This window comes from Pseudomonas sp. E102 (genome assembly GCF_052660185.1).
This window is the reverse complement of the sequence record NZ_CP084025.1, coordinates 5,692,494-5,715,531: the sequence shown is the minus strand read 5'-3', so window position 1 is coordinate 5,715,531 and position 23,038 is coordinate 5,692,494. Positions and strand designations below refer to the sequence as shown.

24 protein-coding genes are annotated in these 23,038 nt (G+C 62.4%); 8 read left to right on the top strand and 16 right to left on the bottom strand.

From position 1 onward, the window contains the following. Nucleotides 1-2: 2 nt before the first annotated feature. From holA to DOCECA_RS25865, 3 genes are all read left to right on the top strand, one after another. A complete protein-coding gene (gene holA / locus DOCECA_RS25875; RefSeq protein WP_420767327.1) occupies nucleotides 3-1,040 on the top strand; it encodes a DNA polymerase III subunit delta in 1,038 nt (345 codons plus the stop codon). Nucleotides 1,041-1,207: 167 nt separating this feature from the next. Then, nucleotides 1,208-1,372 (top strand): alternative ribosome rescue factor ArfA, encoded by a 165-nt coding sequence (arfA, locus tag DOCECA_RS25870; protein WP_030140368.1) that lies wholly within the window; start codon nucleotides 1,208-1,210, stop codon nucleotides 1,370-1,372. A gap of 72 nt (nucleotides 1,373-1,444) precedes the next feature. Then, the gene (locus DOCECA_RS25865) at nucleotides 1,445-2,767 is read left to right on the top strand and encodes a lytic murein transglycosylase (protein ID WP_445571276.1); all 1,323 of its coding nucleotides are present in this window, start codon (nucleotides 1,445-1,447) and stop codon (nucleotides 2,765-2,767) included. A gap of 112 nt (nucleotides 2,768-2,879) precedes the next feature. On the opposite strand, the gene DOCECA_RS25860 is transcribed toward DOCECA_RS25865, so the two are convergent. From DOCECA_RS25860 to DOCECA_RS25800, 13 genes are all read right to left on the bottom strand, one after another. Then, nucleotides 2,880-3,818, bottom strand: coding sequence for a S66 peptidase family protein (locus tag DOCECA_RS25860; protein ID WP_434649937.1), 939 nt, complete (start codon nucleotides 3,816-3,818; stop codon nucleotides 2,880-2,882). Between the two features lie 693 nt (nucleotides 3,819-4,511). Then, a complete protein-coding gene (gene lipA, locus DOCECA_RS25855) occupies nucleotides 4,512-5,534 on the bottom strand; it encodes a lipoyl synthase (RefSeq protein WP_014340371.1) in 1,023 nt (340 codons plus the stop codon). Between the two features lies 1 nt (nucleotide 5,535). Beyond that, nucleotides 5,536-6,183: a lipoyl(octanoyl) transferase LipB gene (lipB, locus tag DOCECA_RS25850; protein ID WP_434649935.1), complete on the bottom strand. Its 648-nt coding sequence runs from the start codon at nucleotides 6,181-6,183 to the stop codon at nucleotides 5,536-5,538. After that, nucleotides 6,183-6,458 carry a DUF493 domain-containing protein gene (locus DOCECA_RS25845; protein ID WP_420767331.1) on the bottom strand — a complete coding sequence of 92 codons (276 nt, stop codon included), beginning with the start codon at nucleotides 6,456-6,458 and terminating at the stop codon, nucleotides 6,183-6,185. The genes lipB and DOCECA_RS25845 overlap by 1 nt, the downstream gene beginning before the upstream one ends. Before the next feature lie 82 nt (nucleotides 6,459-6,540). Beyond that, nucleotides 6,541-7,698 carry a D-alanyl-D-alanine carboxypeptidase family protein gene (locus DOCECA_RS25840; RefSeq protein ID WP_420767332.1) on the bottom strand — a complete coding sequence of 386 codons (1,158 nt, stop codon included), beginning with the start codon at nucleotides 7,696-7,698 and terminating at the stop codon, nucleotides 6,541-6,543. 168 nt (nucleotides 7,699-7,866) lie between these two features. Continuing rightward, on the bottom strand, nucleotides 7,867-8,892 hold the full coding sequence (locus DOCECA_RS25835; RefSeq protein ID WP_434562130.1) for a septal ring lytic transglycosylase RlpA family protein: 1,026 nt from the start codon (nucleotides 8,890-8,892) through the stop codon (nucleotides 7,867-7,869). Then, on the bottom strand, nucleotides 8,892-9,902 hold the full coding sequence (gene mltB / locus DOCECA_RS25830; RefSeq protein WP_420767334.1) for a lytic murein transglycosylase B: 1,011 nt from the start codon (nucleotides 9,900-9,902) through the stop codon (nucleotides 8,892-8,894). The genes DOCECA_RS25835 and mltB overlap by 1 nt, the downstream gene beginning before the upstream one ends. 17 nt (nucleotides 9,903-9,919) lie before the next feature. After that, on the bottom strand, nucleotides 9,920-11,023 hold the full coding sequence (gene rodA / locus DOCECA_RS25825; RefSeq protein ID WP_045157031.1) for a rod shape-determining protein RodA: 1,104 nt from the start codon (nucleotides 11,021-11,023) through the stop codon (nucleotides 9,920-9,922). A gap of 31 nt (nucleotides 11,024-11,054) precedes the next feature. Beyond that, nucleotides 11,055-12,950 (bottom strand): penicillin-binding protein 2, encoded by a 1,896-nt coding sequence (gene mrdA, locus DOCECA_RS25820; RefSeq protein WP_420767335.1) that lies wholly within the window; start codon nucleotides 12,948-12,950, stop codon nucleotides 11,055-11,057. A gap of 10 nt (nucleotides 12,951-12,960) precedes the next feature. After that, a complete protein-coding gene (gene rlmH / locus DOCECA_RS25815) occupies nucleotides 12,961-13,428 on the bottom strand; it encodes a 23S rRNA (pseudouridine(1915)-N(3))-methyltransferase RlmH (RefSeq protein WP_003185785.1) in 468 nt (155 codons plus the stop codon). 9 nt (nucleotides 13,429-13,437) lie between these two features. Then, nucleotides 13,438-13,932, bottom strand: coding sequence for a ribosome silencing factor (gene rsfS, locus DOCECA_RS25810; protein WP_420767336.1), 495 nt, complete (start codon nucleotides 13,930-13,932; stop codon nucleotides 13,438-13,440). 71 nt (nucleotides 13,933-14,003) lie between these two features. Further along, on the bottom strand, nucleotides 14,004-14,675 hold the full coding sequence (nadD, locus tag DOCECA_RS25805; protein WP_162488984.1) for a nicotinate-nucleotide adenylyltransferase: 672 nt from the start codon (nucleotides 14,673-14,675) through the stop codon (nucleotides 14,004-14,006). Nucleotides 14,676-14,703: 28 nt separating this feature from the next. Further along, nucleotides 14,704-15,975: a glutamate-5-semialdehyde dehydrogenase gene (locus tag DOCECA_RS25800; RefSeq protein WP_445571275.1), complete on the bottom strand. Its 1,272-nt coding sequence runs from the start codon at nucleotides 15,973-15,975 to the stop codon at nucleotides 14,704-14,706. A gap of 198 nt (nucleotides 15,976-16,173) precedes the next feature. Here DOCECA_RS25800 and DOCECA_RS25795 point away from each other — a divergent pair, with 198 nt between their 5' ends. Further along, nucleotides 16,174-16,854, top strand: coding sequence for a DNA-3-methyladenine glycosylase (locus DOCECA_RS25795; RefSeq protein WP_445571274.1), 681 nt, complete (start codon nucleotides 16,174-16,176; stop codon nucleotides 16,852-16,854). Nucleotides 16,855-16,899: 45 nt separating this feature from the next. Then, complete coding sequence (locus tag DOCECA_RS25790) at nucleotides 16,900-18,216, top strand: bifunctional DedA family/phosphatase PAP2 family protein (RefSeq protein WP_434609381.1); 1,317 nt, start codon at nucleotides 16,900-16,902, stop codon at nucleotides 18,214-18,216. A 2-nt stretch (nucleotides 18,217-18,218) separates the two neighbouring features. Here the strand turns inward: DOCECA_RS25790 and DOCECA_RS25785 are convergent, their stop codons facing one another. From DOCECA_RS25785 to DOCECA_RS25775, 3 genes are read right to left on the bottom strand one after another with little or no spacing between them, the layout of a single operon-like run. Then, on the bottom strand, nucleotides 18,219-18,809 hold the full coding sequence (locus DOCECA_RS25785) for an LON peptidase substrate-binding domain-containing protein (RefSeq protein WP_420767340.1): 591 nt from the start codon (nucleotides 18,807-18,809) through the stop codon (nucleotides 18,219-18,221). Between the two features lie 10 nt (nucleotides 18,810-18,819). Then, nucleotides 18,820-19,536 (bottom strand): LrgB family protein, encoded by a 717-nt coding sequence (locus tag DOCECA_RS25780; protein ID WP_445571273.1) that lies wholly within the window; start codon nucleotides 19,534-19,536, stop codon nucleotides 18,820-18,822. Beyond that, complete coding sequence (locus DOCECA_RS25775; protein WP_434609378.1) at nucleotides 19,533-19,898, bottom strand: CidA/LrgA family protein; 366 nt, start codon at nucleotides 19,896-19,898, stop codon at nucleotides 19,533-19,535. The genes DOCECA_RS25780 and DOCECA_RS25775 overlap by 4 nt, the downstream gene beginning before the upstream one ends. 189 nt (nucleotides 19,899-20,087) lie before the next feature. On the opposite strand from DOCECA_RS25775, the gene DOCECA_RS25770 reads away from it, so the two are divergent. The 3 genes from DOCECA_RS25770 to DOCECA_RS25760 all read left to right on the top strand — a co-directional run bounded on the left by DOCECA_RS25770 (nucleotide 20,088) and on the right by DOCECA_RS25760 (nucleotide 23,024). Continuing rightward, complete coding sequence (locus DOCECA_RS25770) at nucleotides 20,088-20,543, top strand: MaoC family dehydratase (RefSeq protein ID WP_039594307.1); 456 nt, start codon at nucleotides 20,088-20,090, stop codon at nucleotides 20,541-20,543. Between the two features lie 93 nt (nucleotides 20,544-20,636). Further along, the gene (locus DOCECA_RS25765; RefSeq protein WP_420767344.1) at nucleotides 20,637-22,355 is read left to right on the top strand and encodes a C13 family peptidase; all 1,719 of its coding nucleotides are present in this window, start codon (nucleotides 20,637-20,639) and stop codon (nucleotides 22,353-22,355) included. 27 nt (nucleotides 22,356-22,382) lie between these two features. After that, the gene (locus DOCECA_RS25760) at nucleotides 22,383-23,024 is read left to right on the top strand and encodes an oxidoreductase (protein ID WP_420767345.1); all 642 of its coding nucleotides are present in this window, start codon (nucleotides 22,383-22,385) and stop codon (nucleotides 23,022-23,024) included. The last annotated feature ends 14 nt before the right edge of the window (nucleotides 23,025-23,038 follow it).

Sequence of the window (23,038 nt, the reverse complement as noted above, 5' to 3'; positions counted from 1 at the left end):
TTATGAAACTGGCCCCCGCCCAACTCGGCAAACACCTGCAAGGCGCCCTCGCGCCGGTCTACATCATCAGCGGCGATGACCCGCTGCTGTGCCAGGAAGCCGCCGACGCCATCCGCTCCGCCGCTCGCCAACAAGGCTTCGACGAACGCCAGGTGTTCGCGGCCGACGCCAGTTTCGACTGGGGCACGCTGCTGCTGGCAGGGGCGAGCATGTCGCTGTTTGCCGAAAAACGCCTGCTGGAACTGCGCTTGCCCTCGGGCAAACCCGGTGACAAAGGCGCCGCCGCGCTGATCGAATATTGCTCGCGACCGGCCGAAGACACGGTGCTGCTCATCAGCCTGCCGAAACTCGACGGCAGCGCGCAGAAAACCAAATGGGGCAAGGCGCTGGTCGAAGGTCCACAGACCCAGTTCGTGCAGATCTGGCCGGTGGATGCCAGCCAGCTGCCGAACTGGATCCGCCAACGCCTGTCCCAGGCCGGTCTATCGGCCAGCCAGGACGCGGTTGAACTGATTGCCGCCCGGGTCGAAGGCAACCTGTTGGCCGCCGCCCAGGAAGTCGAAAAGCTCAAGCTGATGGCCGAGGGCGGCCAGATCACCGTGGAAACGGTGCAGGCCGCCGTGGCTGACAGCGCCCGCTTCGATGTCTTCGGGCTGACCGACGCAATCCTCAACGGCGAAGCCGCTCATGCCTTGCGCATGCTCGAAGGCCTGCGGGGCGAAGGCGTCGAACCTCCGGTGATCCTCTGGGCCCTGGCCCGGGAGCTGCGGCTGCTGGCCAACCTGTCGCTGCAATACAGCCAGGGGGTGCCCCTGGACAAGGCCTTCAGTCAGGCTCGCCCGCCAGTGTGGGACAAGCGCAAACCGCTGATGAGCAAGGCGCTGCAACGCTATTCCGCGTCACGCTGGGCCCAATTGCTGCTCGAGGCCCAGCGCATCGACGCGCAGATCAAGGGCCAGGCCGCCGGCTCGCCGTGGATGAGCCTCAGTCGGTTGTCGTTGTTGATGGCCGGACAACGACTCCCTTTACCCGCGGAATAAACCTCTTTTCCAAGCAACAGACTTTTTGTGTCAAGCATGATTTTGTGGCGAGGGAGCCACAATCCCCTCGCCATCTTGAAATTTCCTACGCAATGCAGGGACTGGACAAAACCCCAGTCCTGTCCCATGATTCCCCCCGCACAACCACCCCTACGAGAGATCCAATCATGAGCAAAAAGCCATCCAGGCATGGCCCCAACAAAGCCAAGTCCATCGTCGCCCAACCCCTGTTCCGCAGCCGCCAGGAACGACCCGCCAAGGGCAAAGGCAGCTACCGCCGCGAAGCCTTCCAGTCTGACAACTGGGAGGCTTCTTGCTTTCTGGCGGCATGAAACACCTGGACAAGCCCTACAGCCCTTTCGCATGTTAAGGTCAGCACCTGATTTGATTTTCTGGACCCCTGAATGCCCTTCTGTCTTCCCCGTGGTTGGCCTTTGCGCCAATTGATTGCCGCCACAAGCGTTGTCCTGCTGGTGGCCTGTGCAGAGAAACCCACCGCCGCCGACGCCCAACCGCTCCAGACCGCTCCCGTCGTGACAGCGCCGGCTATCGTGCCGCCTGTCGTGCCTACCGGGGACGACCTGGCCATCGTGCCCACCCAGACCTTTGCCGAATGGCAAGCCGGGTTCCGCAAGCAGGCATTGGCCGCCGGGATTCGAGCCGACCTGTTCGACCGCGCCTTCATCGGCGTCAGTCCGGACATGAGCGTGATCAAGGCCGATCGCAGCCAACCTGAATTCACCCGGCCGGTGTGGGAATACCTCGACGGAGCGTTGTCGCCTCTGCGGGTACGCAAGGGCCAGGCGTTGGTCCAGCAGCACGCCGATATCCTGCAAAGCATCGAGCAACGCTATGGCGTCGATCGCGCGGCGTTGGTGGCGGTGTGGGGCATGGAGAGCAATTTCGGCCAGTTCCAGGGCACCAAGGCGGTCATCAACTCCTTGGCGACCCTGGCCTATGAAGGACGACGCCCAGGTTTTGCCCACGCACAACTGATCGCCGCGCTGCAGATCCTGCAACAGGGCGATATCACGCCAGAAAAAATGCTCGGCTCCTGGGCCGGCGCCATGGGCCAGACCCAGTTCATTCCAACCACCTACAACACCCATGCGGTGGACTTCGACGGCGACGGCCGCCGGGACATCTGGGGCAGCTCTACCGACGCCCTGGCCTCGACCGCGCATTACTTGCAAAACTCCGGATGGCAGCGCGGCCAGCCGTGGGGGTTCGAGGTGCGGCTGAAGGAAGGCTTCGACTATCCGCTGGCCGACGGCTTGATCCGCAAGCCCGTCGCCGAGTGGCTGCAACTGGGTGTAAGCCTGCCCAACGGCGCCCAGCCGCCGGCCGGCTCCGAACATTTGTCGGCAGCCCTGCTGTTGCCCGCGGGCTATCGCGGCCCGGCGTTCCTGGTGCTCGATAACTTCCGTGCAATTCTCAAATACAACAACTCGTCGTCCTATGCATTGGCGGTCAGCCTGCTGTCGGAGCGTTTCAGCGGCGCAGGGCTGATTGACGGCTCATGGCCAAAGGACGACTTGCCCCTGAGCCGCAGCGAACGCATCGAATTGCAGACCCTGCTGGGCAAACATAATTACGACGCTGGCAACCCCGACGGCATCATCGGCGCCAATACCCGCAAGGCGATCCGCAGCGCCCAGCAGTCGCTTGGCTGGCCGGCGGATGGGTATCCGACGCACAAATTGCTGGAAGCGTTGCGTAGCCGTTGAAGCCGCTTATGGCGGAGTATCGCCATCGCGAGCAGGCTCGCTCCCACAAGGTCCTTGGAAAGCCTGTGGGAGCGAGCCTGCTCGCGATGACTGATTTGCAAACGCTCAATAACTAGCGACTGACCACCACATCCTGCCCCAACACCAGCCTCTTCTCCCCCGCATCCAGCGTCACCAGCGCCCCCATGGGCAACGTCAGGTTCGGATCACAGTGCCCGCTGCGCCAACCCGACAACACCGGGATGCGCAACGGCGCGAAGGTCTGCTTGAACAAGCGATTCAACGCCTCGACGTCCACACCCGCCACGTCTCCCAACAGCACTCCTCGCAATTTGGCCAGGGTTCCCGCCAATCGCAGCTGGGTGAGCAGGCGATCGATGCGGTAAAGCGGCTCGTTGACGTCCTCCACCAGCAGGATCACCCCTTCGGCGTCGATTTCGTAGGGCGTGCCCATGGTCGCGGCAATCATCGACAGATTGCCCCCCAGCAAACGGCCGTGGGCGATGCCCGGTTCGACTGTGGTCAACGGATACGCTGCCGGATGGCTCAACACGTCACCGGCCTTCAATTGCCCGCGTAGCAGGCTGAAGAATGAGGTAATGGTCGATGGCTCCTTGTCGCCCAACAGGTCGGCATTGAGCAAGGGGCCGTGGAAGGTGACGAAGCCTGCGTAGCGGCTGATGGCCAGGTGCAGGGCTGTGATGTCGCTGTAGCCTACGAATGGCTTGGGGTTGCCTTTCAAGAGGTTGAAGTCGATGCGATCGAGTAGACGCGGGGTGCCGTAGCCGCCGCGCAGGCAGATGATGGCTTTGACTTCTGGATCGGCGAAGGCGGCGTGGAGGTCGTTGAGGCGTGTTTCGTCGCTGCCGGCGAGGTAGCCGTTCGTTTCGTAGACGCCTGGGAAGATGCGCAGTTCGTGGCCCCTTGCGCGCATCCATTGGATCGCTTTCTCCGTATCCAGGGGGGCGGGGCCGGCGGGGGCGATCACGCCGACCAGGCCTTCGGGTGGGAGGGCTGGGACGGGGTGATGTGGGGTTAGAGTGTGGACCATGGGTTTTCCGATTTTTAAATCGTGTGAATATCCGTTTCTGCGGTAACGGCGGCTTATGGTTCCGCTCTTACAGCGGGTCACTTTTGGAAAGAGCGCCAAAAGTAACCAAAAACGCTCCGCCCCACCACTCGGCACCTCGCCTAGGCTCGGCGTACCCTCACTCCGGCATTGCTCCGTGGGCCCGCCGCGAAGGGCCATCCATGGCCCAGCGCGGCTATCCCGGCATCCATGCCGGGATATCCACTGCGCAATGCCTGCGTTCGGCCAGCGTGGTTTAACGGGGCGCCAAGATCAAGATCAAGATCAAGGTCCAAAGCAAGAGCGACACAAAATTCATATGCGCCGCAAACTCCTGTGGGAGCGAGCTTGCTCGCGATGAGGCCGGCACATTCGGCATAACCGCAAACTGACACATCGCTATCGCAAGCAAGCCCCCCACAGAAGAAACGCGCTCACCAAAAAACAGGTCGGCCTAAAGGCCGCCTCGCTTTTGCTTTTGCTTTTGATCTGAAACGCCCCGTTAACCACGATGCCTTCGTTCAGGCATGCCGAGCCTAGGCGAGGCACCGAGTGGTGGGGCAAAGCCTTTTTGGTTACTTTTTTGGCGTCTGAAAAAAGTAACCCGCCGTAAGGGCGGAACCATAAGCCGCCATCACACAATAACGGATCTACACACCACCCAAAGCTAAAAGATCAGGACCCCAGAAGCTCAGCCTTGACCAATTTGGCCTGCTCATCAGCATGATACGAAGAACGCACCAAAGGCCCCGAGGCCACATTCTTGAAGCCCATCTTGTACCCCTCCTCAGCAAACCAGGCAAAGGTATCCGGGTGCACAAAACGCTGCACCGGCAAGTGGCTGCGCGAAGGTTGCAGGTACTGCCCCAAGGTCAACATGTCGATGTCATGCTCACGCATGCGCTTCATGACTTCGATGACTTCCTCATCGGTCTCACCCAGGCCCAGCATCAAGCCGGACTTGGTCGGAATATGCGGCATCATTTGCTTGAAGCGTTGCAGCAGGGTCAACGACCACTGGTAATCCGAACCCGGACGCGCGGCCTTGTACAGGCGCGGCACGGTTTCCAGGTTGTGGTTGAACACATCCGGCGGCTCGGCGGCGGTGATTTCCAGGGCGATGTCCATGCGGCCGCGGTAGTCCGGCACCAGGGTTTCCAGTTGGACATTCGGCGACAGCTTGCGGATTTCGCGGATGCAGTCGGCAAAGTGCTGGGCACCGCCGTCACGCAGGTCGTCGCGGTCCACCGAGGTGATGACCACGTACTTGAGCTTCAGGTCAGCGATGGCGATGGCCAGGCTTTCCGGCTCGTTGGTGTCCAATGGCTTCGGACGGCCGTGGCCGACGTCACAGAACGGGCAGCGACGGGTGCAGATGTCGCCCATGATCATGAACGTCGCGGTGCCGCCGGAGAAGCATTCGCCCAGGTTCGGGCAGGAGGCTTCTTCGCAGACGCTGTGCAGCTTGTGCTTGCGCAGCAGCGCCTTGATGCGGTCGACTTCCGGAGAGACCGGGATGCGCACGCGGATCCAGTCGGGCTTCTTCGGCAATTCGGTGGTCGGGATGATCTTGACCGGGATGCGTGCAACCTTCTCGGCGCCGCGCAGCTTGACGCCGGCCTCTACCTTGGCACGCGGGGCCGGACGCTCGGTGACGTCCAGCGTCGGGATCATGGTTTGCACTGCATCAGTAGTCATATCAGTCGATTCCGCCCGTGAGGGTCGTCTGCTCAGCATAGTCGAGGTGTTTGACGAGCTGCGCGCGCAGCCGGGCATTTACCTCGGCAAATTCAATCGATCCTGTGTGATCGCGCAGCTGGGTCATCGCCAGCCCTGCGTAGCCACAGGGATTAATCCGTCGAAACGGCTCAAGATTCATGTCCACGTTCAACGCCAGGCCGTGAAACGAACAGCCATGGCGGATCCGCAGCCCAAGGGAGGCGATCTTCGCCCCGTCGACGTACACGCCCGGCGCATCGGGCTTTGCCGCCGCGCTTACGCCGTAGCTGGCGAGCAAATCGATCAGGCACGTTTCCATGCGGGTGACCAGCTCGCGTACACCGAATCCCAGCTTGCGCACATCCAGCAACAGATAGGCGACCAGTTGGCCGGGCCCATGGTAAGTCACCTGCCCGCCCCGGTCGACCTTCACCACCGGGATGTCGCCGGGCAACAACAAGTGCTCGGCCTTGCCCGCCTGGCCCTGGGTGAACACCGGTGGGTGCTCGACCAGCCAGACTTCATCGTCGGCGGTGGTACCGCGTTCGTTCGTGAAGCGTTGCATGGCATGCCAGACCGGCTCGTAAGCCATCGTGCCCAGCTCGCGAAAGCCCAGCGTGCCCGGCATCACAACACCATGTGCACGAAACCGGTCGCTCGCAGCTCGCTGTTGATGTCGTAGAGCTGTTCCTGGCCGGTGGCAATGATATGCAGCTGGATGGTCGTGTACTTGCCGTTGGTACTCTGGCGCTCGGCCAGCGTCTTGAGGTCAACGGTGGCGTGCTTCTCAAGGATCGCGACGATCTTGTCCTTGAAGCCCACACCGGTGTCGCCGATTACTTTGATCGGGTAGTCCTCGCAAGGAAACTCGATCTTTGGCGCCTTTACTTCGGAGTCTGTCATGGCGTAACGGCCTCGCAAGCCGTGGTAACGAACATGGCCCCGTGCCGGAAAGGAACGGGGCCATGCAGGTCAACACTTGAAATCAGTTGAACAAGCCGTAGAAGAATAGACGGATGCTATCCCACATGCGGCGGAAAATACCACCTTCCTCGACCGCATCCAGCGCGATCAGGTCGGCGCTGTGCACCACTTTGTCGTCCAGTTTGACTTCGACCTTGCCGATGACGTCACCCTTGGCGATCGGCGCGGTCAGTTGCGGGTTCATGGTCATGCTGGCGGCGAGCTTCTTGAGCTGGCCTTTAGGCAAGGTCATGGTCAGGTCCTGGGCCAGGCCGGCCTTGACCTGGTTGGTGGCGCCTTTCCAGACCTGGGCCTGGGCCAGTTCGGTGCCCTTCTGGTAGAAGGTCTGGGTTTCGAAGAAGCGGAAACCGTAGGTCAGCAGCTTCTGGGTCTCAGCGGCGCGGGCCACTTCGCTGTTGGTACCGAACACCACGGCGATCAGCCGCATGCCGTCACGAACGGCCGACGACACCATGCAGTAACCCGCTTCCTCGGTGTGGCCGGTCTTCAGACCGTCGACAGTCTTGTCGCGCCACAGCAGCAGGTTGCGGTTGGGCTGCTTGATGCCATTCCAGAAGAACTCTTTCTGGGAATAGATGGCGTAGTGCGCCGGGTCTTCATGAATGATGGCCCGCGCCAGGATCGCCATGTCGTGAGCCGACGAATAATGCTCCGGGTTCGGCAGACCGGTCGGGTTCATGAAGTGACTGTTGGTCATGCCCAGGTCGGCCACGGTCTTGTTCATCATGTCGGCGAATGCGTCTTCGCTGCCGGCGATGTGCTCGGCCAGGGCGACGCTGGCGTCGTTGCCGGACTGGATGATGATCCCGTGCAGCAGGTCGCTGACGGTCACTTGCGAACCGACCTTGATGAACATCCGCGAACCGCCGGTGCGCCAGGCGTTCTCGCTGACGGTCACCGGATCGTTTTCACCGATCTGGCCACGACGGATTTCCAGCGTGGCGATGTAGGCCGTCATCAGCTTGGTCAGGCTGGCCGGTGGCAGACGCTGGTCACCGTTGTTTTCCACCAGCACCTCGCCGCTGCTGGCATCCATGAGCACAAAGGATTTGGCGGCCAATTGAGGCGGCGCCGGCATCATCTCGACCGCGAACGCGGCCGGTGAGAGAAGCAGCGGGACTAGCAGGCAAAGGCGTTTGGCAAAGGTGGTGATGTTCATCCGTCTCTCGAAATCGCTAATGGAAACTGCCCGGAGGCAATACTAAACAGGCAGCTTTCTAACGGGCCGCCGCGCACTTAAGTTGCTCACTCACAACCCTTGCCGGGCTTTTGTTATTCATCGAGCCAACAACCTGACCCGCCCAAACCACAAGCGGGCCTCAATCAATTATTCAGCGGTGACCAGGCTCGGCGAACCGAGATTGGCCAGGCGCACGCTGTTCTGTACCTGCTGGACCTCACCCGGAGAACCGATCGGCCCCAGGCGCACCCGATGCAGTGTCTGCTGGTTGCGCACGATCGAGCTGATGAACACCGGCGCGCTGACCATCGAGCTCAGCTTCGATCTCAACAGTTCTGCAGCGTCCGGGTTGGCGAACGCGCCCACTTGAAGATACTGGCCAGACGCTGTTGCAGAAGCGTTTTTTTTTGCGTCGATCTGCACGGGCACCACGGCCGCCGCATGCTGCTGCGGCGGTGGGGTCCATTGCTCGACCGTGCCGGTGGAAGCCGTCACGGTTGGCGCGGCATTCTGCGCTACTTTTGGCTCGTTGAGCATCAAAGGCGCCGGACGGCCGCGCTGGGCCCACCATTCCTGCGGATCGATGCCCTCGACTTTTACCCGCGCGGTGCCAGTTTCAGCGTAACCGAGCTTTTTCGCCGCCGCATACGACAAGTCGATGATGCGATCGGAATAGAACGGCCCACGGTCGTTGACACGCAGGATCACCGTCTTGTTGTTGTCCAGGTTGGTCACCCGCACATAACTGGGCAGTGGCAAGGTCTTGTGGGCCGCGCTCATGCCATAGAGGTCGTAGACCTCGCCATTGGCGGTGTTCTGGCCGTGGAACTTGGTGCCGTACCAGGACGCCGTGCCCGAGGCGACGTAGCGCTTGGATTCAGCCATCGGGAAATAGGTCTTGCCCAGCACTGTATACGGGTTGGCCTTGTAGGGGCCGGTGTGCAGGGTCGGCGTCGCGTCGGGAATGCGCGAGACATCCACGTCCCACCACGGCGCGCCGTCCTTGTGGGCCCGGTTGATGTCCAGGCCTGGGGTGGCGCGCACGACGTTGGGGCTTTTCTGGGTGGGTGCGCGGCTGGTCGAACAACTGACAACCAGTAACGACAGCGCCGCCAATGCCACCAGCTTGAGGGGCCTGGCTTTCAGGGGTTGATAGGTAGGCAATGCCTGCATTATTTGACGCCCCGTGCTTTGACCAGCTCTTCAGACAGTTGATATACAGCCATGGCGTACATCACGCTGCGGTTATAACGCGTAATCGCGTAGAAATTCTTCAGGCCCATCCAATATTCAGGGCCCTGCTCGCCTTCCAGGCGCATCGCGGTGACCGACATATCGTCACGCAGCGCATCATGACTCGACCAGCCCAGCGCTCGCAACTCCCCGACGGTTTTCGTCGGCTCGATCCCTTCGGTCAAGCCCTCGTCAACCTGCTCGCCGCGCACGTCGGCACGGCTGACCACCGGCTCGCCGGCTTCCCAGCCGTGGCGCTTGAAATAACTGGCAACGCTACCGATCGCATCGGTCGGGTTGGTCCAGATATTGATGTGGCCATCACCGTCGAAATCCACCGCGTAGGCGCGGAAACTGCTGGGCATGAATTGCGGCAGGCCCATGGCTCCGGCGTAGGAACCCTTGAGAGTCAGCGGATCGACCTGCTCTTCGCGGGCCAACAGCAGAAACTCGCGCAGCTCCTTGCGGAAGAACTCGGCGCGCGGCGGATAATCGAAGCCCAGGGTCGACAATGCGTCGATGACCCGGAAATTGCCGGTGTTGCGGCCAAAGAAAGTTTCAACGCCAATGATCGACACGATGACCTGGGCCGGCACGCCATATTCCTGCTCGGCGCGAGCCAGGGCCGCCTCGTGCTGACGCCAGAAGTCCACGCCCCGGGCGATACGCGCCTCGGTGATGAACATCGGCCGGTACTCGCTCCACTGCTTGACGCGCTCGGCGGGCCGGGAGATCGCATCGAGGATCGACTGCTTGCGCTCGGCCTCGCGGAACACCCCCATCAGCTGCTCGCCGGCAAACCCGTAGTCGCGGGTCATCTCACCGACGAACTCGGCCACCTGCGGCGAGCCTTCGTATTCGCCCGCCAAGGCATGCGGCGCACAGCCCAGTAAGCCGACCAGGCCGACCCACGGCGCATATCGCGTCGACCAGCCACGCATTGCTTGCATTGAACTCTTCACCTTATTCAAACCTGCGCGATCCATTTGCGATGCGTATGAATCGACATCAAAACCCCAAACGCTGACAGTAGCGTCACCAGCGAAGTTCCTCCGTAGCTAATGAATGGCAACGGCACCCCCACGACCGGCAACAGGCCACTGACCATACCGATGTTGACGAAAACATAAACAAAAAAAGTCATGGTCAGGCTGCCAGCAAGCAATTTGCCGAACAGGGTCTGGGCCTGGGCGGTGATCACCAGGCCTCGCCCGATCAGCAGCAGATAGATCAGCAGCAGCACGCAGATGCCTACCAGGCCGAACTCCTCGCCCATCACGGCAATGATGAAGTCGGTATGGCTTTCCGGCAAAAAGTCCAGGTGCGACTGGGTGCCCATCAGCCAACCCTTGCCGAACACCCCACCGGAACCGATGGCGGCCTTGGACTGGATGATGTTCCAGCCGGTGCCCAGCGGATCGCTTTCCGGGTCGAGGAATGTCAGGACGCGTTGCTTCTGGTAGTCGTGCATCACGAAATACCACATGGCCACCGACACCGGCACGGCGGCGGCGATCACGCTGAGGATCCAGCGCCAGCGCAACCCGCCCATGAACAGCACGAACGCGCCGCCGGCCAGGATCAGCAGCGAAGTGCCCAGGTCCGGCTGGCGCACGATCAGGATGAACGGGATACCGATCAGCAACAGGCTGATACATACATGCTTGAGTTGCGGCGGCAACGAGCGTTTGGCCAGGTACCAGGCAATGGTCGCCGGCATGATGATCTTGAGAAATTCCGAGGGCTGGAAACGGATCACCCCGGGGATGTTGATCCAGCGGGTGGCGCCCATGGCGTTATGACCCATGATGTCCACCACCACCAGCAACCCCACGCCGACCACATAGGCCAGTGGCACCCAGCGCGCCATGAAGCGTGGTTCGAGTTGGGCGATGACGATCATCGACACCAGGCCGATGCCGAACGAGGTGGCCTGCTTGGCCAGCAGGTCCCAATTCTTGCCGCTGGCTGAATAAAGTACGAACAGGCTGCCGGCCGCCAGTGTCAGCAGCAGGATCAGCAGCGGACCGTCGATGTGCATGCGCTGCAGCAACGTGGCGCGACGGCGCATCACATCTTCGCTGGAGAGGATGCGGTCGAAATTATTCTTCACGGGCCGTAGCCTCCGCGCTGATCGGGCTTGCGAATTCGGGCTTGAGCTGGCCGTGCTCATCCAGCAGCCAGGCGTCCATGACCTGGCGCACCACCGGCGCGGCGACACCAGAACCGGACTCACCGTTCTCGACCATTACCGAGACGACGATCTTCGGGTTATCGGCCGGCGCGAAACCGACGAACAAGGCGTGGTCGCGGTGGCGCTCCTGGACCTTGGAGCGGTCGTACTTCTCACCCTGCTTGATGGCCACGACCTGGGCGGTCCCGCTCTTGCCGGCGATCCGGTATTGCGCACCGATGGAAGCCTTGCGCGCCGTGCCCCGGGCACCGTGCATTACCTGTTGCATGCCGATGTTGACCTTCTGCCAGTCCGATGGATTGCGCAGGATGATGTCCGGCACCGGGTCCGGATCCACGGGCTTCTGGCCCTCGATGGTCTTGGCCAGGTGCGGGCGATACCACTTGCCCTTGCTCGCCACCAGAGCCGTGGCCTGGGCCAGTTGCAACGGCGTGGCCTGCATGTAGCCCTGGCCGATCCCCAGGATCAAGGTTTCGCCCGGGAACCAGGCCTGTCGGCGGGTCGCGCGCTTCCACTCCCGAGACGGCATCAGGCCCGGCGATTCTTCGAACATGTCCAGGGAGACTTTCTGGCCGAGACCGAACTTGTTCATGTAGGACGACAACCGATCGATCCCCAGCTTGTGGGCCAGGTCATAGAAGTAGGTATCGTTGGAGCGCATGATCGCCGTTTCCAGGTCCACGTAGCCGTCACCGGTGCGGTTCCAGTTGCGGTACTTGTGGTCGTAGTTCGGCAGTTGGTAATAACCGGGGTCATAGACCCGGCTCGATGCAGTGACCACGCCGGCATCCAGCCCGGCGATCGCCACGGCCGGCTTGATGGTCGACCCCGGCGGATACAGGCCGCGCAACACGCGGTTGAACAGCGGCCGGTCGATGGAATCGCGCAGCTCGGCGTAGGCCTTGAAGCTGATGCCGGTGACGAACAGGTTCGGGTCGAAGCTTGGCTGGCTGACCATCGCCAGGACTTCGCCGGTGCTGGGGTCCAACGCGACCACGGCGCCACGCCGTCCGCCCAGCGCCGCTTCGGCGGCTTCCTGCAACTTGATGTCCAGGCTCAGGACGATGTCCTTGCCAGGAATCGGGTCGGTGCGCTTGAGCACCCGCAACACCCGGCCTCGGGCGTTGGTCTCGACTTCCTCGTATCCCACCTGGCCGTGCAGCTCGGCCTCGTAGAAACGCTCGATACCGGTCTTGCCGATATGGTGGGTGCCGCTGTAGTTGACCGGATCGAGGGTCTTGAGCTCTTTCTCGTTGATCCGTCCCATGTAGCCGACCGAGTGGGCAAAGTGCGGCCCTTGCGGATAATGCCGCACCAACTGCGCCACCACCTCGACGCCGGGCAGGCGGAACTGGTTCACCGCGATCAGCGCGATCTGCTCTTCGGTCAGCTCGAACATGATCGGCACCGGCTCGAAGGGGCGCCGGCCCTGGCGCATGCGCTTCTCGAAAATCGCCCGGTCCTCGGGTGTCAACTGCAGCACCTCGACGATCACGTCGAGGACTTTTTGCCAGTCGCCAGAGCGCTCGCGGGTCATGCTCAGGCTGAAGCTAGGCCGGTTATCGGCCACCACCACGCCATTGCGGTCGAAAATCAGCCCTCGGGTCGGCGGAATCGGCTGTACGTGGACGCGGTTGCTCTCCGAGAGGGTCGAGTGATACTCGTACTGGATGACCTGGAGGAAATACAGCCGCGCGATCAGCACGCCGATCAGCGTGACCACGGCGATAGCCCCGAACACGACGCGGCCCCGCACCAGACGGGCGTCTTTTTCGTGGTCCTTGATGCGGATCGGCTGAGGCATGAGGGCAGGATTACTTGTGATAAGGGTGCCCGGACAAGACTGTCCAGGCACGGTACAACTGTTCACCGATCAGGATCCGCACCAGTGGGTGCGGCAACGTCAGGGGCGACAACGACCAGCGCTGATCGGCCCGCGCACAGACTTCAGGCGCCAGCCCTTCCGGGCCACCGACCATGAAATTGACCGTGCGCGAATCCAGTCGCCAGCGATCGAGCTCCACCGCCAGTTGCTCGGTGCTCCAGGGCTTGCCGTGGACTTCGAGCGTGACGATCCGCTCGTTCGGCCCGACCTTGGCCAGCATGGCTTCGCCTTCCTGGCGGATGAAACGCGCCACGTCAGCGTTCTTGCCACGGGTATTGAGCGGAATTTCCACCAGTTCCAGGGCCAGCTCGGACGGAAGACGCTTGGCATATTCATGCCAGCCTTCTTCCACCCACTTGGGCATGCGAGAACCGACGGCGATCAGGCGCAGTCGCACAGCGATCCCTTATTGCTGGTCTTTGTTGAGCTTGGTGAAGTGCTCATGGGAGTTTTCCGGGCTGTGGTGCGCGGCACTGGCCGAACGGCTCTGCTCGGCGCCTGCCCACAGGCGTTCCAGGTCGTAGAACTGGCGCGCCGACGCGGTCATCATGTGAACGATGACATCGTCCATGTCCAGCAGCACCCAGTCGCTTTCGCCCTTGCCTTCTTCGCCCAACGGCTTGGCGCCTTGCTTTTTGACTTCTTCGCGAACTTTTTCCAGCATCGCATTGATCTGGCGATTGGAGGTACCGGTGGCGATGATCATGTAGTCGGTGATGCTCTGCTTCTCGCGAACGTCGATCACCTGGATGTCCTGGGCCTTGACGTCTTCCAGGGCCGCCACGGCCACCTTGACCAGCTCTTCGCCGGTCAGCGCCACGCCGGCGTGTGCTTCTACCGGCAGCGGGGCGCTCTTGAAGGTGCCCTTGCGCTTAACTTTGTTCAGGTCTTTGTCAGTCATAGAAAACTCGTTTTGCTCATGTGTTCGGGTGCTCGGTACACGTGGATTCGTGTCGGCGGAGCACGCCTTGTTCAGTTCGACGCACGGTACAGCCCGTGCGCATCGATGTAGGCCAGGACCGCGTCGGGCACCAGGAAACGTACCGACTTACCGCTGGCCAGCAGTTGACGGATCTGGGTGGCGGATACCGCGAGCGGCGTCTGCCAGACGAATGCAATCTGTCCGCTCGGCCCCTTGAGGGCCAGCGGGTCGCTCACCGAGCGCGCCGCCAGCAGGTTGCGCAAGGCATCCGGCGGTTCGCTGTCGGCATCCGGGCGTTGCAGCACCAGGATGTGGCAATGCTGGAGCAACTCTTCCCAGCGATGCCAAGTGGGCAGGCCGCAAAAAGCGTCCCAGCCCAGAAGCAGAAAAACCTGGGCATCAGCGGCCAGTTCGGCACGCATCAGCTCCAGGGTATCAATGGTGTAGGACGGTTTGTCCCGCTGCAATTCGCGGGCATCCACCACCAACGGCGCCACGCCGGCCACCGCGCACTCGACCATCGCCAGGCGATCCCGGGCCGACACCTGCGGCGTGTCCCGATGAGGCGGCCGGGCGCTGGGCGTCAGGCGCAACTCATCGAGGGCCAGCGCGTCGGCGACTTCCAGCGCACCGCGCAGATGGCCGATGTGCACCGGGTCGAATGTGCCACCCAGGATACCAATGCGCTTTGGCGCGATCGCCGTCACAACGGGCATCGTCATAGAGGCCAGTGGGTCGAGGTCGCCCAAGTCAGGCCGGCTCCTGTCCGCGCAACTGGCCGTCACCGACCACGATGTACTTCTCGCAGGTCAGGCCTTCGAGGCCCACCGGACCGCGGGCGTGCAGCTTATCAGTAGAAATGCCGATCTCGGCACCCAATCCGTATTCAAAGCCATCGGCGAAGCAGGTCGGGGTGTTGATCATCACCGAAGCAGAGTCCACTTGCGCCACGAAACTCCGGGTTTCGCCCTGGTGTTCGCTGACGATGGCGTCGGTGTGATGGGAGCCATGACGGTTGATATGCTCGATCGCCTGGTCGAGCCCATCGACCACGCGGATCGACAGGATCGGCGCCAGGTATTCGGTATCCCAGTCTTCTTCCGTGGCCGCAATGGCCTCGATGATTGCCCGCGTGCGCTCGCAACCACGCAGCTCGACGCCTTTTTCGCGGAACTGGGCAGCCATCGACGGCAGGAAATCCTTGGCTACGGCCTGGTCCACCAGCAGGGTTTCCATCGCACCGCAGATGCCATAACGATAAGTCTTGGCGTTGAAGGCAATGCGCTGGGCCTTCGGCAATTCGGCGTGGGCGCTGACGTAGATATGGCAGATGCCGTCCAGGTGCTTGATCACCGGCACGCGGGCGTCGCGACTGACGCGCTCGATCAGGCCCTTGCCGCCGCGGGGCACGATGACGTCCACAAACTCGGGCATGGTGATCAGCGCCCCGACCGCGGCGCGATCGGTGGTTTCCACCACTTGCACGACGGCGGCCGGCAGGTTGGCTTCGGCCAGGCCACGCTGGATGCAGGCGGCAATGGCGCGGTTGGAATGGATCGCCTCGGAACCGCCACGCAGGATGGTCGCGTTACCGGACTTCAGGCACAGGCTCGCGGCGTCGATGGTCACGTTCGGCCGCGACTCGTAGATGATCCCGACCACGCCCAGGGGCACGCGCATCTTGCCGACCTGGATACCCGATGGCCGATAGCTCATGTCGCGGATCGCCCCGACCGGGTCCGGCAGTGCCGCGACCTGGCGCAGACCGACGATCATGCCGTCGATGCGCGCCGGTGTCAGCGCCAGGCGTTCGAGCATGGCCGGCTCCAGACCATTGGCCCGGCCAGCGGCCAGGTCCAGCTCATTGGCGGCGGACAACTCGGCGCGAGACGCGTCCAGCGCGTTGGCGGCGGCCTGCAAGGCGCGGTTTTTCTGCGCGGTGCTGGCACGGCCGATGACGCGCGACGCTTCGCGGGCGGCGCGACCCAGGCGGGTCATGTAGTCAAGAACGGACTCAGTCATGGTCTGTGTGGTCTTGGCAAAGAGGAAAGCGGCAGATTATAGCTGTCGTAACCCTCGACTAACAGCATGGACTCACAGCGGTGACCGGCGGAGGCGCAAAACAGCCATCGAACGCGAATGTTTCCGTGATTGTTCAGCGGTAATTAAGCTTTCCATTGTTATCATCGCGCTACTTTTGGCCTTACTTCGTCCATCGACATGACCGATTCGCCTTCCGTACCCATCGCTTTGCCACACGCTTTTTTTGATCGCGACGCCCAGGTGCTCGCCCGGGACCTGCTGGGCAAGGTCATTCGGCACAAGGTCGGCAGCCTGTGGCTCAGTGCGCGGATCATCGAGACCGAAGCCTATTACTTCGCCGAGAAAGGCAGCCACGCCTCCCTGGGCTATACGGAAAAGCGCAGGGCGTTGTTTCTCGATGGCGGACACATCTATATGTATTACGCCCGGGGCGGCGATTCACTGAATTTCAGTGCGCAAGGCCCGGGTAATGCGGTGTTGATCAAGTCTGCGTATCCCTGGGTGGATGCCATCAGCGGCCCGGACAGCCTGGCGCAGATGCTCCTCAACAATCCCGACGCCCAAGGCCGACCACGCGCGCCACAAAAGCTGTGTGCCGGCCAGACCTTGCTGTGCAAGGCCCTGGGCCTGAAAGTGCCGGACTGGGACGCCAAACGCTTCGACCCTGAACGGCTGCTGGTGGAAGATGTGGGCGTGCCGACGGTGAATGTGATCCAGACCACTCGCCTGGGCATTCCACTGGGACGAGACGAACACCTGCCCTACCGCTTCGTCGATGCCGCCTACGCGCAATGGTGTACCCGCAACCCGATGCGGCGCGGACAGGTCGAGGGCCGGGATTATGTTTTGCTGTCCTGAACACAACGCCGTGCATGCCCATCAATATTCAATGGAGTTGTCTTTATGGGCCAATGGCTCGATAGCATTACCGGCTGGCTGACCGTCAACCCACAATGGCTGGCGGTGGCGGTGTTTGTCGTCGCTTGCGTTGAATGCCTGGCCATTGCCGGGTTGATTGTGCCGGGCACGGTGTTGTTGTTCGCCATCGCGGTGCTGGCCGGCAGTGGGGCGTTGTCCCTGGGCGAAACCTTGCTGCTGGGCCTTCTCGGCGGATTGCTGGGGGATCTGGTTTCGTACTTTCTCGGACGGCATTTCCACCAGAACATCCGGCGCCTGCCGGGGCTGCGACAACATCCGGAATGGATGAGCGCAGCGGAAAGCTATTTCCAGCGCTACGGTATCGCCAGCCTGCTGGTGGGGCGTTTCATCGGCCCGCTGAGGCCGATGCTGCCGATGGTGGCCGGGATGTGCGACATGCCGTTCCCACGCTTCGCGGTCGTCAGCGTGGTGGCGGCGGCAGGCTGGACCGTTGCCTACCTGCTTCCCGGCTGGGCCACCGGAGCGGCGTTCCGCCTGCCACTGCCCGAAGGCTTCTGGCCACAAGCCGGCGTCGTCATCGGCAGCATCGCGGTGATGCTCGGCCTGAGCGTCAACAGCAGCCTGCGTCGTCACCGTCATGCCTCGGCAATCATCGCGGGTGTTGGCCTGGCCATCCTGATCGGCCTGTTCACTGGTTTTCGCTACCTGACGGCTTTCGACCAGGGCCTGATTGCCCTGGTCCAGGAACATCGCAGCGCAACGCTGGATGAAATCGCCGTGACCTTCACGCTGATCGGCGAATTCCGCTACATGCTGATCTTCAGCGCCCTGGTTACCGGACTGTTGTTATTGGGACGCCAATGGCGCCAGGCAATCTTTGCCGGGGGCACGATGCTGCTCACGGCCCTGGCCAACACCGGCTCCAAACTGTTTTTCGCCCGCGTGCGCCCTGAGATCCTGAGCGAACCGTTGACCAGCTACAGCATGCCCAGCGGCCATGCTTCTGGCGCATTCGCGCTGTTCCTGACCCTCGCCGTGCTGGCCGGCCGGGGACAGCCGCCGCGCCTGCGCTTGACCTGGCTGCTGCTAGGCGCATTGCCGGCCCTGGCCATCGCCCTGTCGCGGGTGTACCTCGGGGCGCATTGGCCGAGCGACATCGTTGCCGGCGCCATGCTCGCCGCCACCGTCTGCGCCGCCGTCCTGTGGCTGACCCAGCGCCAGGAACCGCTGCGCGCCATGTCGCCAAGAGTCTGGTGGCTGGTCCTGCCGGCGCTGTTGGCGGCCTTCAGCTTCTTCGCCCTGCGGCACCTGCCGCATGCGATGTTGCGGTATGCCTATTGATGTCAGGCAAACAGTTCGCCCTGTAATTCATCCAACAGCGCTTGGATCGCATCCAGCCGCTGTTGCGGGTCGTCCAGTTGCAGCAGGTCGATCTTGTCCAGCTCATTGAACGGCAGCAGATAGGCCAACTGATTGGCGAGGGACTGTTGGCCCTTGGCTTCGGTGCCCATGTTCAGCGCCTCGACCATCGGGTGTTCGGCGAGGGCCTTGAGCAGCGCCACCAGGTCGGCATCTTCATCTTGCAACGGTTGTTCCGGCTCGTCCTCCAGCCACTCGACCTGCGCCACGGTGAGCTGATCCGCCTGGACGCTGGTGCTGTGCACCAGGAAACGCCGTGCGCCTTGCACGCGGATCCCCAGCAAACCGTTTTCCTGCTGGGAAAAATCGGTGATCAGCGCTTCACACCCGACCCGCGCGTAGCCATCGGGCGCAATGCCGACTTCCTCGCCATCGAGGATGCACACCACGCCAAAACCTTCGCCTTTTTTCATGCAGCGCCCGATCATGTCGAGGTAACGCGCCTCGAAGATTTGCAGATCAAGAGTGCAACCGGGGAACAACACAGTGTTCAACGGGAACAGCGGCAAGCTCATAACCCATTCCTTAAACAGTCATCGACACCACCAGCGGCAGCAGCACCGCCGTGGCCACGCCCATCAAACTCATCGCCAGGGCCGCGAAGGCGCCGGTCTCCTCGCTTTCCTGCAACGCCACCGAGGTGCCCACCGCGTGGGCGGTCAGGCCCAGGGCCATGCCCCGCGCTTCAGGGCTGTGGACACCCCATCGGGTCAAAATACTCGGCCCCAGGATCGCCCCCAGCACACCGGTGATCAGCACGAATACCGCCGCCATGGCCGCCACGCCGCCAATCTGCTCGGCCACCAGCATGGCGATCGGCGACGTCACCGACTTGGGTGCCATCGTCATGAGGATCATGTGCTCGGCGCCAAACGCCCAGCCCAGCACCACCGCGGAACCGGTGGCGAACACCCCGCCTACCACCAGCGTAGTAAAAATCGGCCAGAACAATTGGCGGATTCGCCGCAGGTTCAAGTACAACGGCACCGCCAGGGCCACGGTTGCCGGCCCCAGCAGAATGCTCAGGATCTCGGTGCTCTTGCGATACTCGGCGTAACTGATGCCGCAGCCCACCAGCACGGCGATCAACACCAGCATCGACATCAATACCGGCTGAAGAAACACCCAGCGAGTCTTCTCGAACGCCGCCAGCACCAATTGATAGGCGCCCAGGGTAATGCCGATGCCGAACAGCGGGTGATGGATGACCGAGGTCCAGGTGCCTTGCCAATCGAACATCATGGGGCGTCCTCCGGCTCGACACTGTGGCGCCGGGCCAGGCGCTGCATCATCACGCCCGTCAACGCCACCGAAAGGACCAACGACAACATCAGCGCACCGACAATCGCCCAGAAATCGGCGGCGATCGCCCGGGCATAGACCATCACCCCAACCGCCGGCGGCACCAGCAGCAACGGCAGGTAGCGCAACAGGCTGCTGGCGGCCAGGTTCAACGGCTCGCTGACTTCGCCGCGAGTGATCAGGTAGCCCAGCATCAGCAGCAGGCCAACGATCGGCCCCGGCAGGATCGGCAGGAACAAATGGTTGATGGCAGTGCCCAGCAATTGGAACAGCACCAGCCAGGTCAGGCCCCGTAGCAACATCCGCTCTTTCCCCCGCAACACGTGTTCAAAGAATGCGCCGGCATTATAAGCACGCCCACGCTATGGTTCGGCATTCGTAAAAAGCATGGTCGATGACCTTCCCGGTCGGCCATGTTGATCTACAGTGGTTCTCGGGGGCGCAGACCCCCGTTCCATAAAAGCAGGACAGATGAACCAAGGAGAGTCTCAATGCCCTACGTTCCCGTTACAGCGCTCAAGGATTATGTCGGCAAGGAACTGGGATGTTCCGACTGGCTGACCATCGACCAGGACCGCATCAACCTGTTCGCCGAAGCCACCGGCGACTTCCAGTTCATCCATGTCGACCCGGTCAAGGCCGCGCAGACCCCGTTCGGCAGCACCATCGCCCACGGTTTCCTGTCGCTGTCGCTGATGCCCAAATTGATGGAAGACATCCTGATCCTGCCCGAGGGTGTGAAGATGGTCGTCAACTACGGGCTCGACAGCGTGCGCTTCATCCAGCCGGTGAAGGTCGACTCCAAGGTCCGGCTCAAGGTCGATCTGGTGGACGTGACCGAGAAAAAACCTGGCCAATGGCTGCTCAAGGCCACCGCCACGCTGGAAATCGAAGGTTCGGAAAAACCGGCCTACATCGCCGAGCCACTGTCGCTCTGCTTCGTGTAGACCCTCGCGGTCGCGAAACCGCTCATGCAGTTTCGCATCGCGTCAACGCGCATAGCTGCGGCATACTCGTCGCCTGATTACCTGGATCCCGTTATGCGCGCACTTGTACCCCTGACCCTGGCCCTCCTGCTCACAGCCTGCGGCGATGGCGAATCGCTGCTGCCTCCCGATGCACGCCTGCCCGATGGCGGGCGTTATCGCGGCGACCTGGTGGACGGCCTGTTGCAAGGCCAGGGACGCATCGATTACCCCAACGGCAGCTGGTACGCCGGCCAGTTCGACAAGGGCCAGTGGCACGGCACCGGGGAGTGGCACGGCAGCAATGGCGAAGTCTATCGCGGCCAATTCGAGCAAGGCCTGTTCCATGGCCAGGGCAGCCTGACCACACCGACCAGCAGCTACACAGGCGGCTTCAAGCAAGGCCGGCGGGACGGCGAAGGGACGCTCAAGGAAAACGGCATGACCTACCGGGGCGAATTCAAGGCCGACCGTTACTCCGGCCTCGGGCGCCTCGAACTCGACGATGGCAGCCAGTATCAAGGCCCGTTCGCCAACGGCAAGCCCAACGGCGAAGGCCAGCGCTTCGATGCCAGCGGCAACCAGTTCACCGGGCATTTCGTCGACGGCCAGCTCCAGGGCAAGGGCACATTCAACAGTGCCGAAGGCGACGTCTACATCGGCGGTTTCCGCAACAACCAACTCAACGGTCGGGGGCGTTATGAAAATGCCGACGGCGATGTCTGGATCGGCCAGTTCAAGGACGGCGCGCTGACCGGCAAAGGCGAACTGATTGGCGCGGACGGCAGTCATTATCTCGGCCAGTTCAACGAATGGCGCTTCACCGGCGAGGGCCGCCTCAACCTGCCCGATGGCAGCTTCTACGTGGGCCAGTTCGAAAGCGACAGCTACCACGGGCGCGGCACCTTGGTACTGACCGACGGCACGGTGCAAAGCGGCACCTGGGCCAACGGCCTGCGGATACGCGACGCCGACGGCAAGCTGCTGCCGGACGTGCTCGAACGCGGCATCCTGGCCCAAGGCCGACTGCTCGACGAAGCGCTGGCCGATATCCCCGCGTCGACGCCTGAGGTGGAACTGTACAGCCTGACCCTGGGCGGCGACGGCAAGCAGAGCGTGTTCCTGCGTGAATCCGACTACGTTGCCAATATGCTTGCCAGCCGTTTCGGCGCGACCGGCCAGATCCGCCTGGTGAACCACCGCGATCACCTCAGCGACCGGCCCATGGCCAGCCGCGAAAGCCTGCGCCGCGCCGCCGTCACTTTGGCCGAGCGCAGCGGCCCGGAAGACCTGATATTCATCTACCTGACCAGCCACGGCACCAGCGAGCACGAACTGGTGCTCGACCAACCTCGCATGGAACTGGCCGACCTGCCCGCCGACGAATTGGCCGTTGTCCTGGCGCCGCTCAAGCATCGCGACAAGATCGTGGTGATCTCGGCCTGTTATTCCGGTGGGTTCATTCCGGCGCTCAAGGATGAACGCACGTTGATCATGACCGCGTCCCGGGCCGACCGGGTGTCATTCGGCTGCTCCGAGGAGGCCAACTTCACTTATTTCGGCGACGCCCTGTTCGCCCAGGCGCTGAACCAGACCGACGACCTGGAGCAAGCGTTCAAGCGCGCCAAGGGCATCGTTGCCGAACGCGAGCAGGCGGACAATTTCGAAGCCTCGGAACCGCAGATCTGGGCGCCGAGGACGGTGCTGTCCCACTGGCAATTGCTGCGCAAGCAACAAGCGCGAAAAGCATTGCGAAGTGCTGCATTGAACGACGAGGGCAAAAAGAGCAACTAAGCTGAACCGTATCAAGGGGGAGACACTATGTACTTGACGCCTCAGCATGTTTTGCTCGCCGGCGCGACCGGATTGACCGGGGAACATCTGTTGGATCGGCTGCTCAATGAGCCGACCATCACCCGGGTACTGGCGCCTTCCCGCCGGCCACTGGCCGAGCATCCGCACTTGGAAAATCCGGTTGGGGAACCGGCCGAGTTGCTGCAACGGCTCGAAGGCCCGGTCGACATCGCCTTCTGCTGCCTCGGCACCACCATCAAGAAAGCCGGCTCCGAACAGGCGTTTCGCGCCGTGGACCTGGACCTGGTGGTGGCCTTCGCCAAACGCGCCCGGGAGCTGGGCGCGCGGCATCTCATCGTGATCAGTGCGTTGAATGCCGACGCGAAGTCGTCGATCTTCTACAACCGGGTCAAAGGCGAAATGGAGGCGGCCCTCAAGGCCCAGGATTGGCCGCAACTGACCATCTGCCGCCCTTCCCTGCTGCTCGGCGAGCGGGTTGAACCGCGCCTGGCCGAGCAACTGGCCGGGCCGTTGTCCAAGCTGATTCCCGGCAAGTACCACGGTATCGAAGCCTGCCAACTGGCCCGGGCCATGTGGCGTCTGGCGCTGGAAGAGCAGGATGGGGTGCGGGTGGTGGAGTCGGATGAGTTGCGCAGGCTTGGGAAATGATTCTGTAGCGCCTG

Excerpts from the sequence above, each read along its gene's own strand:
- holA (WP_420767327.1), top strand. The coding sequence starts at position 3 with ATGAAACTGGCCCCCGCCCAACTCGGCAAACACCTGCAAGGCGCCCTC.
- arfA (WP_030140368.1), top strand. The coding sequence starts at position 1,208 with ATGAGCAAAAAGCCATCCAGGCATGGCCCCAACAAAGCCAAGTCCATC.
- DOCECA_RS25865 (WP_445571276.1), top strand. The coding sequence starts at position 1,445 with ATGCCCTTCTGTCTTCCCCGTGGTTGGCCTTTGCGCCAATTGATTGCC.
- DOCECA_RS25860 (WP_434649937.1), bottom strand. The coding sequence starts at position 3,818 with ATGGTCCACACTCTAACCCCACATCACCCCGTCCCAGCCCTCCCACCC.
- lipA (WP_014340371.1), bottom strand. The coding sequence starts at position 5,534 with ATGACTACTGATGCAGTGCAAACCATGATCCCGACGCTGGACGTCACC.
- lipB (WP_434649935.1), bottom strand. The coding sequence starts at position 6,183 with ATGCCGGGCACGCTGGGCTTTCGCGAGCTGGGCACGATGGCTTACGAG.
- DOCECA_RS25845 (WP_420767331.1), bottom strand. The coding sequence starts at position 6,458 with ATGACAGACTCCGAAGTAAAGGCGCCAAAGATCGAGTTTCCTTGCGAG.
- DOCECA_RS25840 (WP_420767332.1), bottom strand. The coding sequence starts at position 7,698 with ATGAACATCACCACCTTTGCCAAACGCCTTTGCCTGCTAGTCCCGCTG.
- DOCECA_RS25835 (WP_434562130.1), bottom strand. The coding sequence starts at position 8,892 with ATGCAGGCATTGCCTACCTATCAACCCCTGAAAGCCAGGCCCCTCAAG.
- mltB (WP_420767334.1), bottom strand. The coding sequence starts at position 9,902 with ATGCAAGCAATGCGTGGCTGGTCGACGCGATATGCGCCGTGGGTCGGC.
- rodA (WP_045157031.1), bottom strand. The coding sequence starts at position 11,023 with ATGCGCCGTCGCGCCACGTTGCTGCAGCGCATGCACATCGACGGTCCG.
- mrdA (WP_420767335.1), bottom strand. The coding sequence starts at position 12,950 with ATGCCTCAGCCGATCCGCATCAAGGACCACGAAAAAGACGCCCGTCTG.
- rsfS (WP_420767336.1), bottom strand. The coding sequence starts at position 13,932 with ATGACTGACAAAGACCTGAACAAAGTTAAGCGCAAGGGCACCTTCAAG.
- nadD (WP_162488984.1), bottom strand. The coding sequence starts at position 14,675 with ATGACGATGCCCGTTGTGACGGCGATCGCGCCAAAGCGCATTGGTATC.
- DOCECA_RS25800 (WP_445571275.1), bottom strand. The coding sequence starts at position 15,975 with ATGACTGAGTCCGTTCTTGACTACATGACCCGCCTGGGTCGCGCCGCC.
- DOCECA_RS25795 (WP_445571274.1), top strand. The coding sequence starts at position 16,174 with ATGACCGATTCGCCTTCCGTACCCATCGCTTTGCCACACGCTTTTTTT.
- DOCECA_RS25790 (WP_434609381.1), top strand. The coding sequence starts at position 16,900 with ATGGGCCAATGGCTCGATAGCATTACCGGCTGGCTGACCGTCAACCCA.
- DOCECA_RS25785 (WP_420767340.1), bottom strand. The coding sequence starts at position 18,809 with ATGAGCTTGCCGCTGTTCCCGTTGAACACTGTGTTGTTCCCCGGTTGC.
- DOCECA_RS25780 (WP_445571273.1), bottom strand. The coding sequence starts at position 19,536 with ATGATGTTCGATTGGCAAGGCACCTGGACCTCGGTCATCCATCACCCG.
- DOCECA_RS25775 (WP_434609378.1), bottom strand. The coding sequence starts at position 19,898 with ATGTTGCTACGGGGCCTGACCTGGCTGGTGCTGTTCCAATTGCTGGGC.
- DOCECA_RS25770 (WP_039594307.1), top strand. The coding sequence starts at position 20,088 with ATGCCCTACGTTCCCGTTACAGCGCTCAAGGATTATGTCGGCAAGGAA.
- DOCECA_RS25765 (WP_420767344.1), top strand. The coding sequence starts at position 20,637 with ATGCGCGCACTTGTACCCCTGACCCTGGCCCTCCTGCTCACAGCCTGC.
- DOCECA_RS25760 (WP_420767345.1), top strand. The coding sequence starts at position 22,383 with ATGTACTTGACGCCTCAGCATGTTTTGCTCGCCGGCGCGACCGGATTG.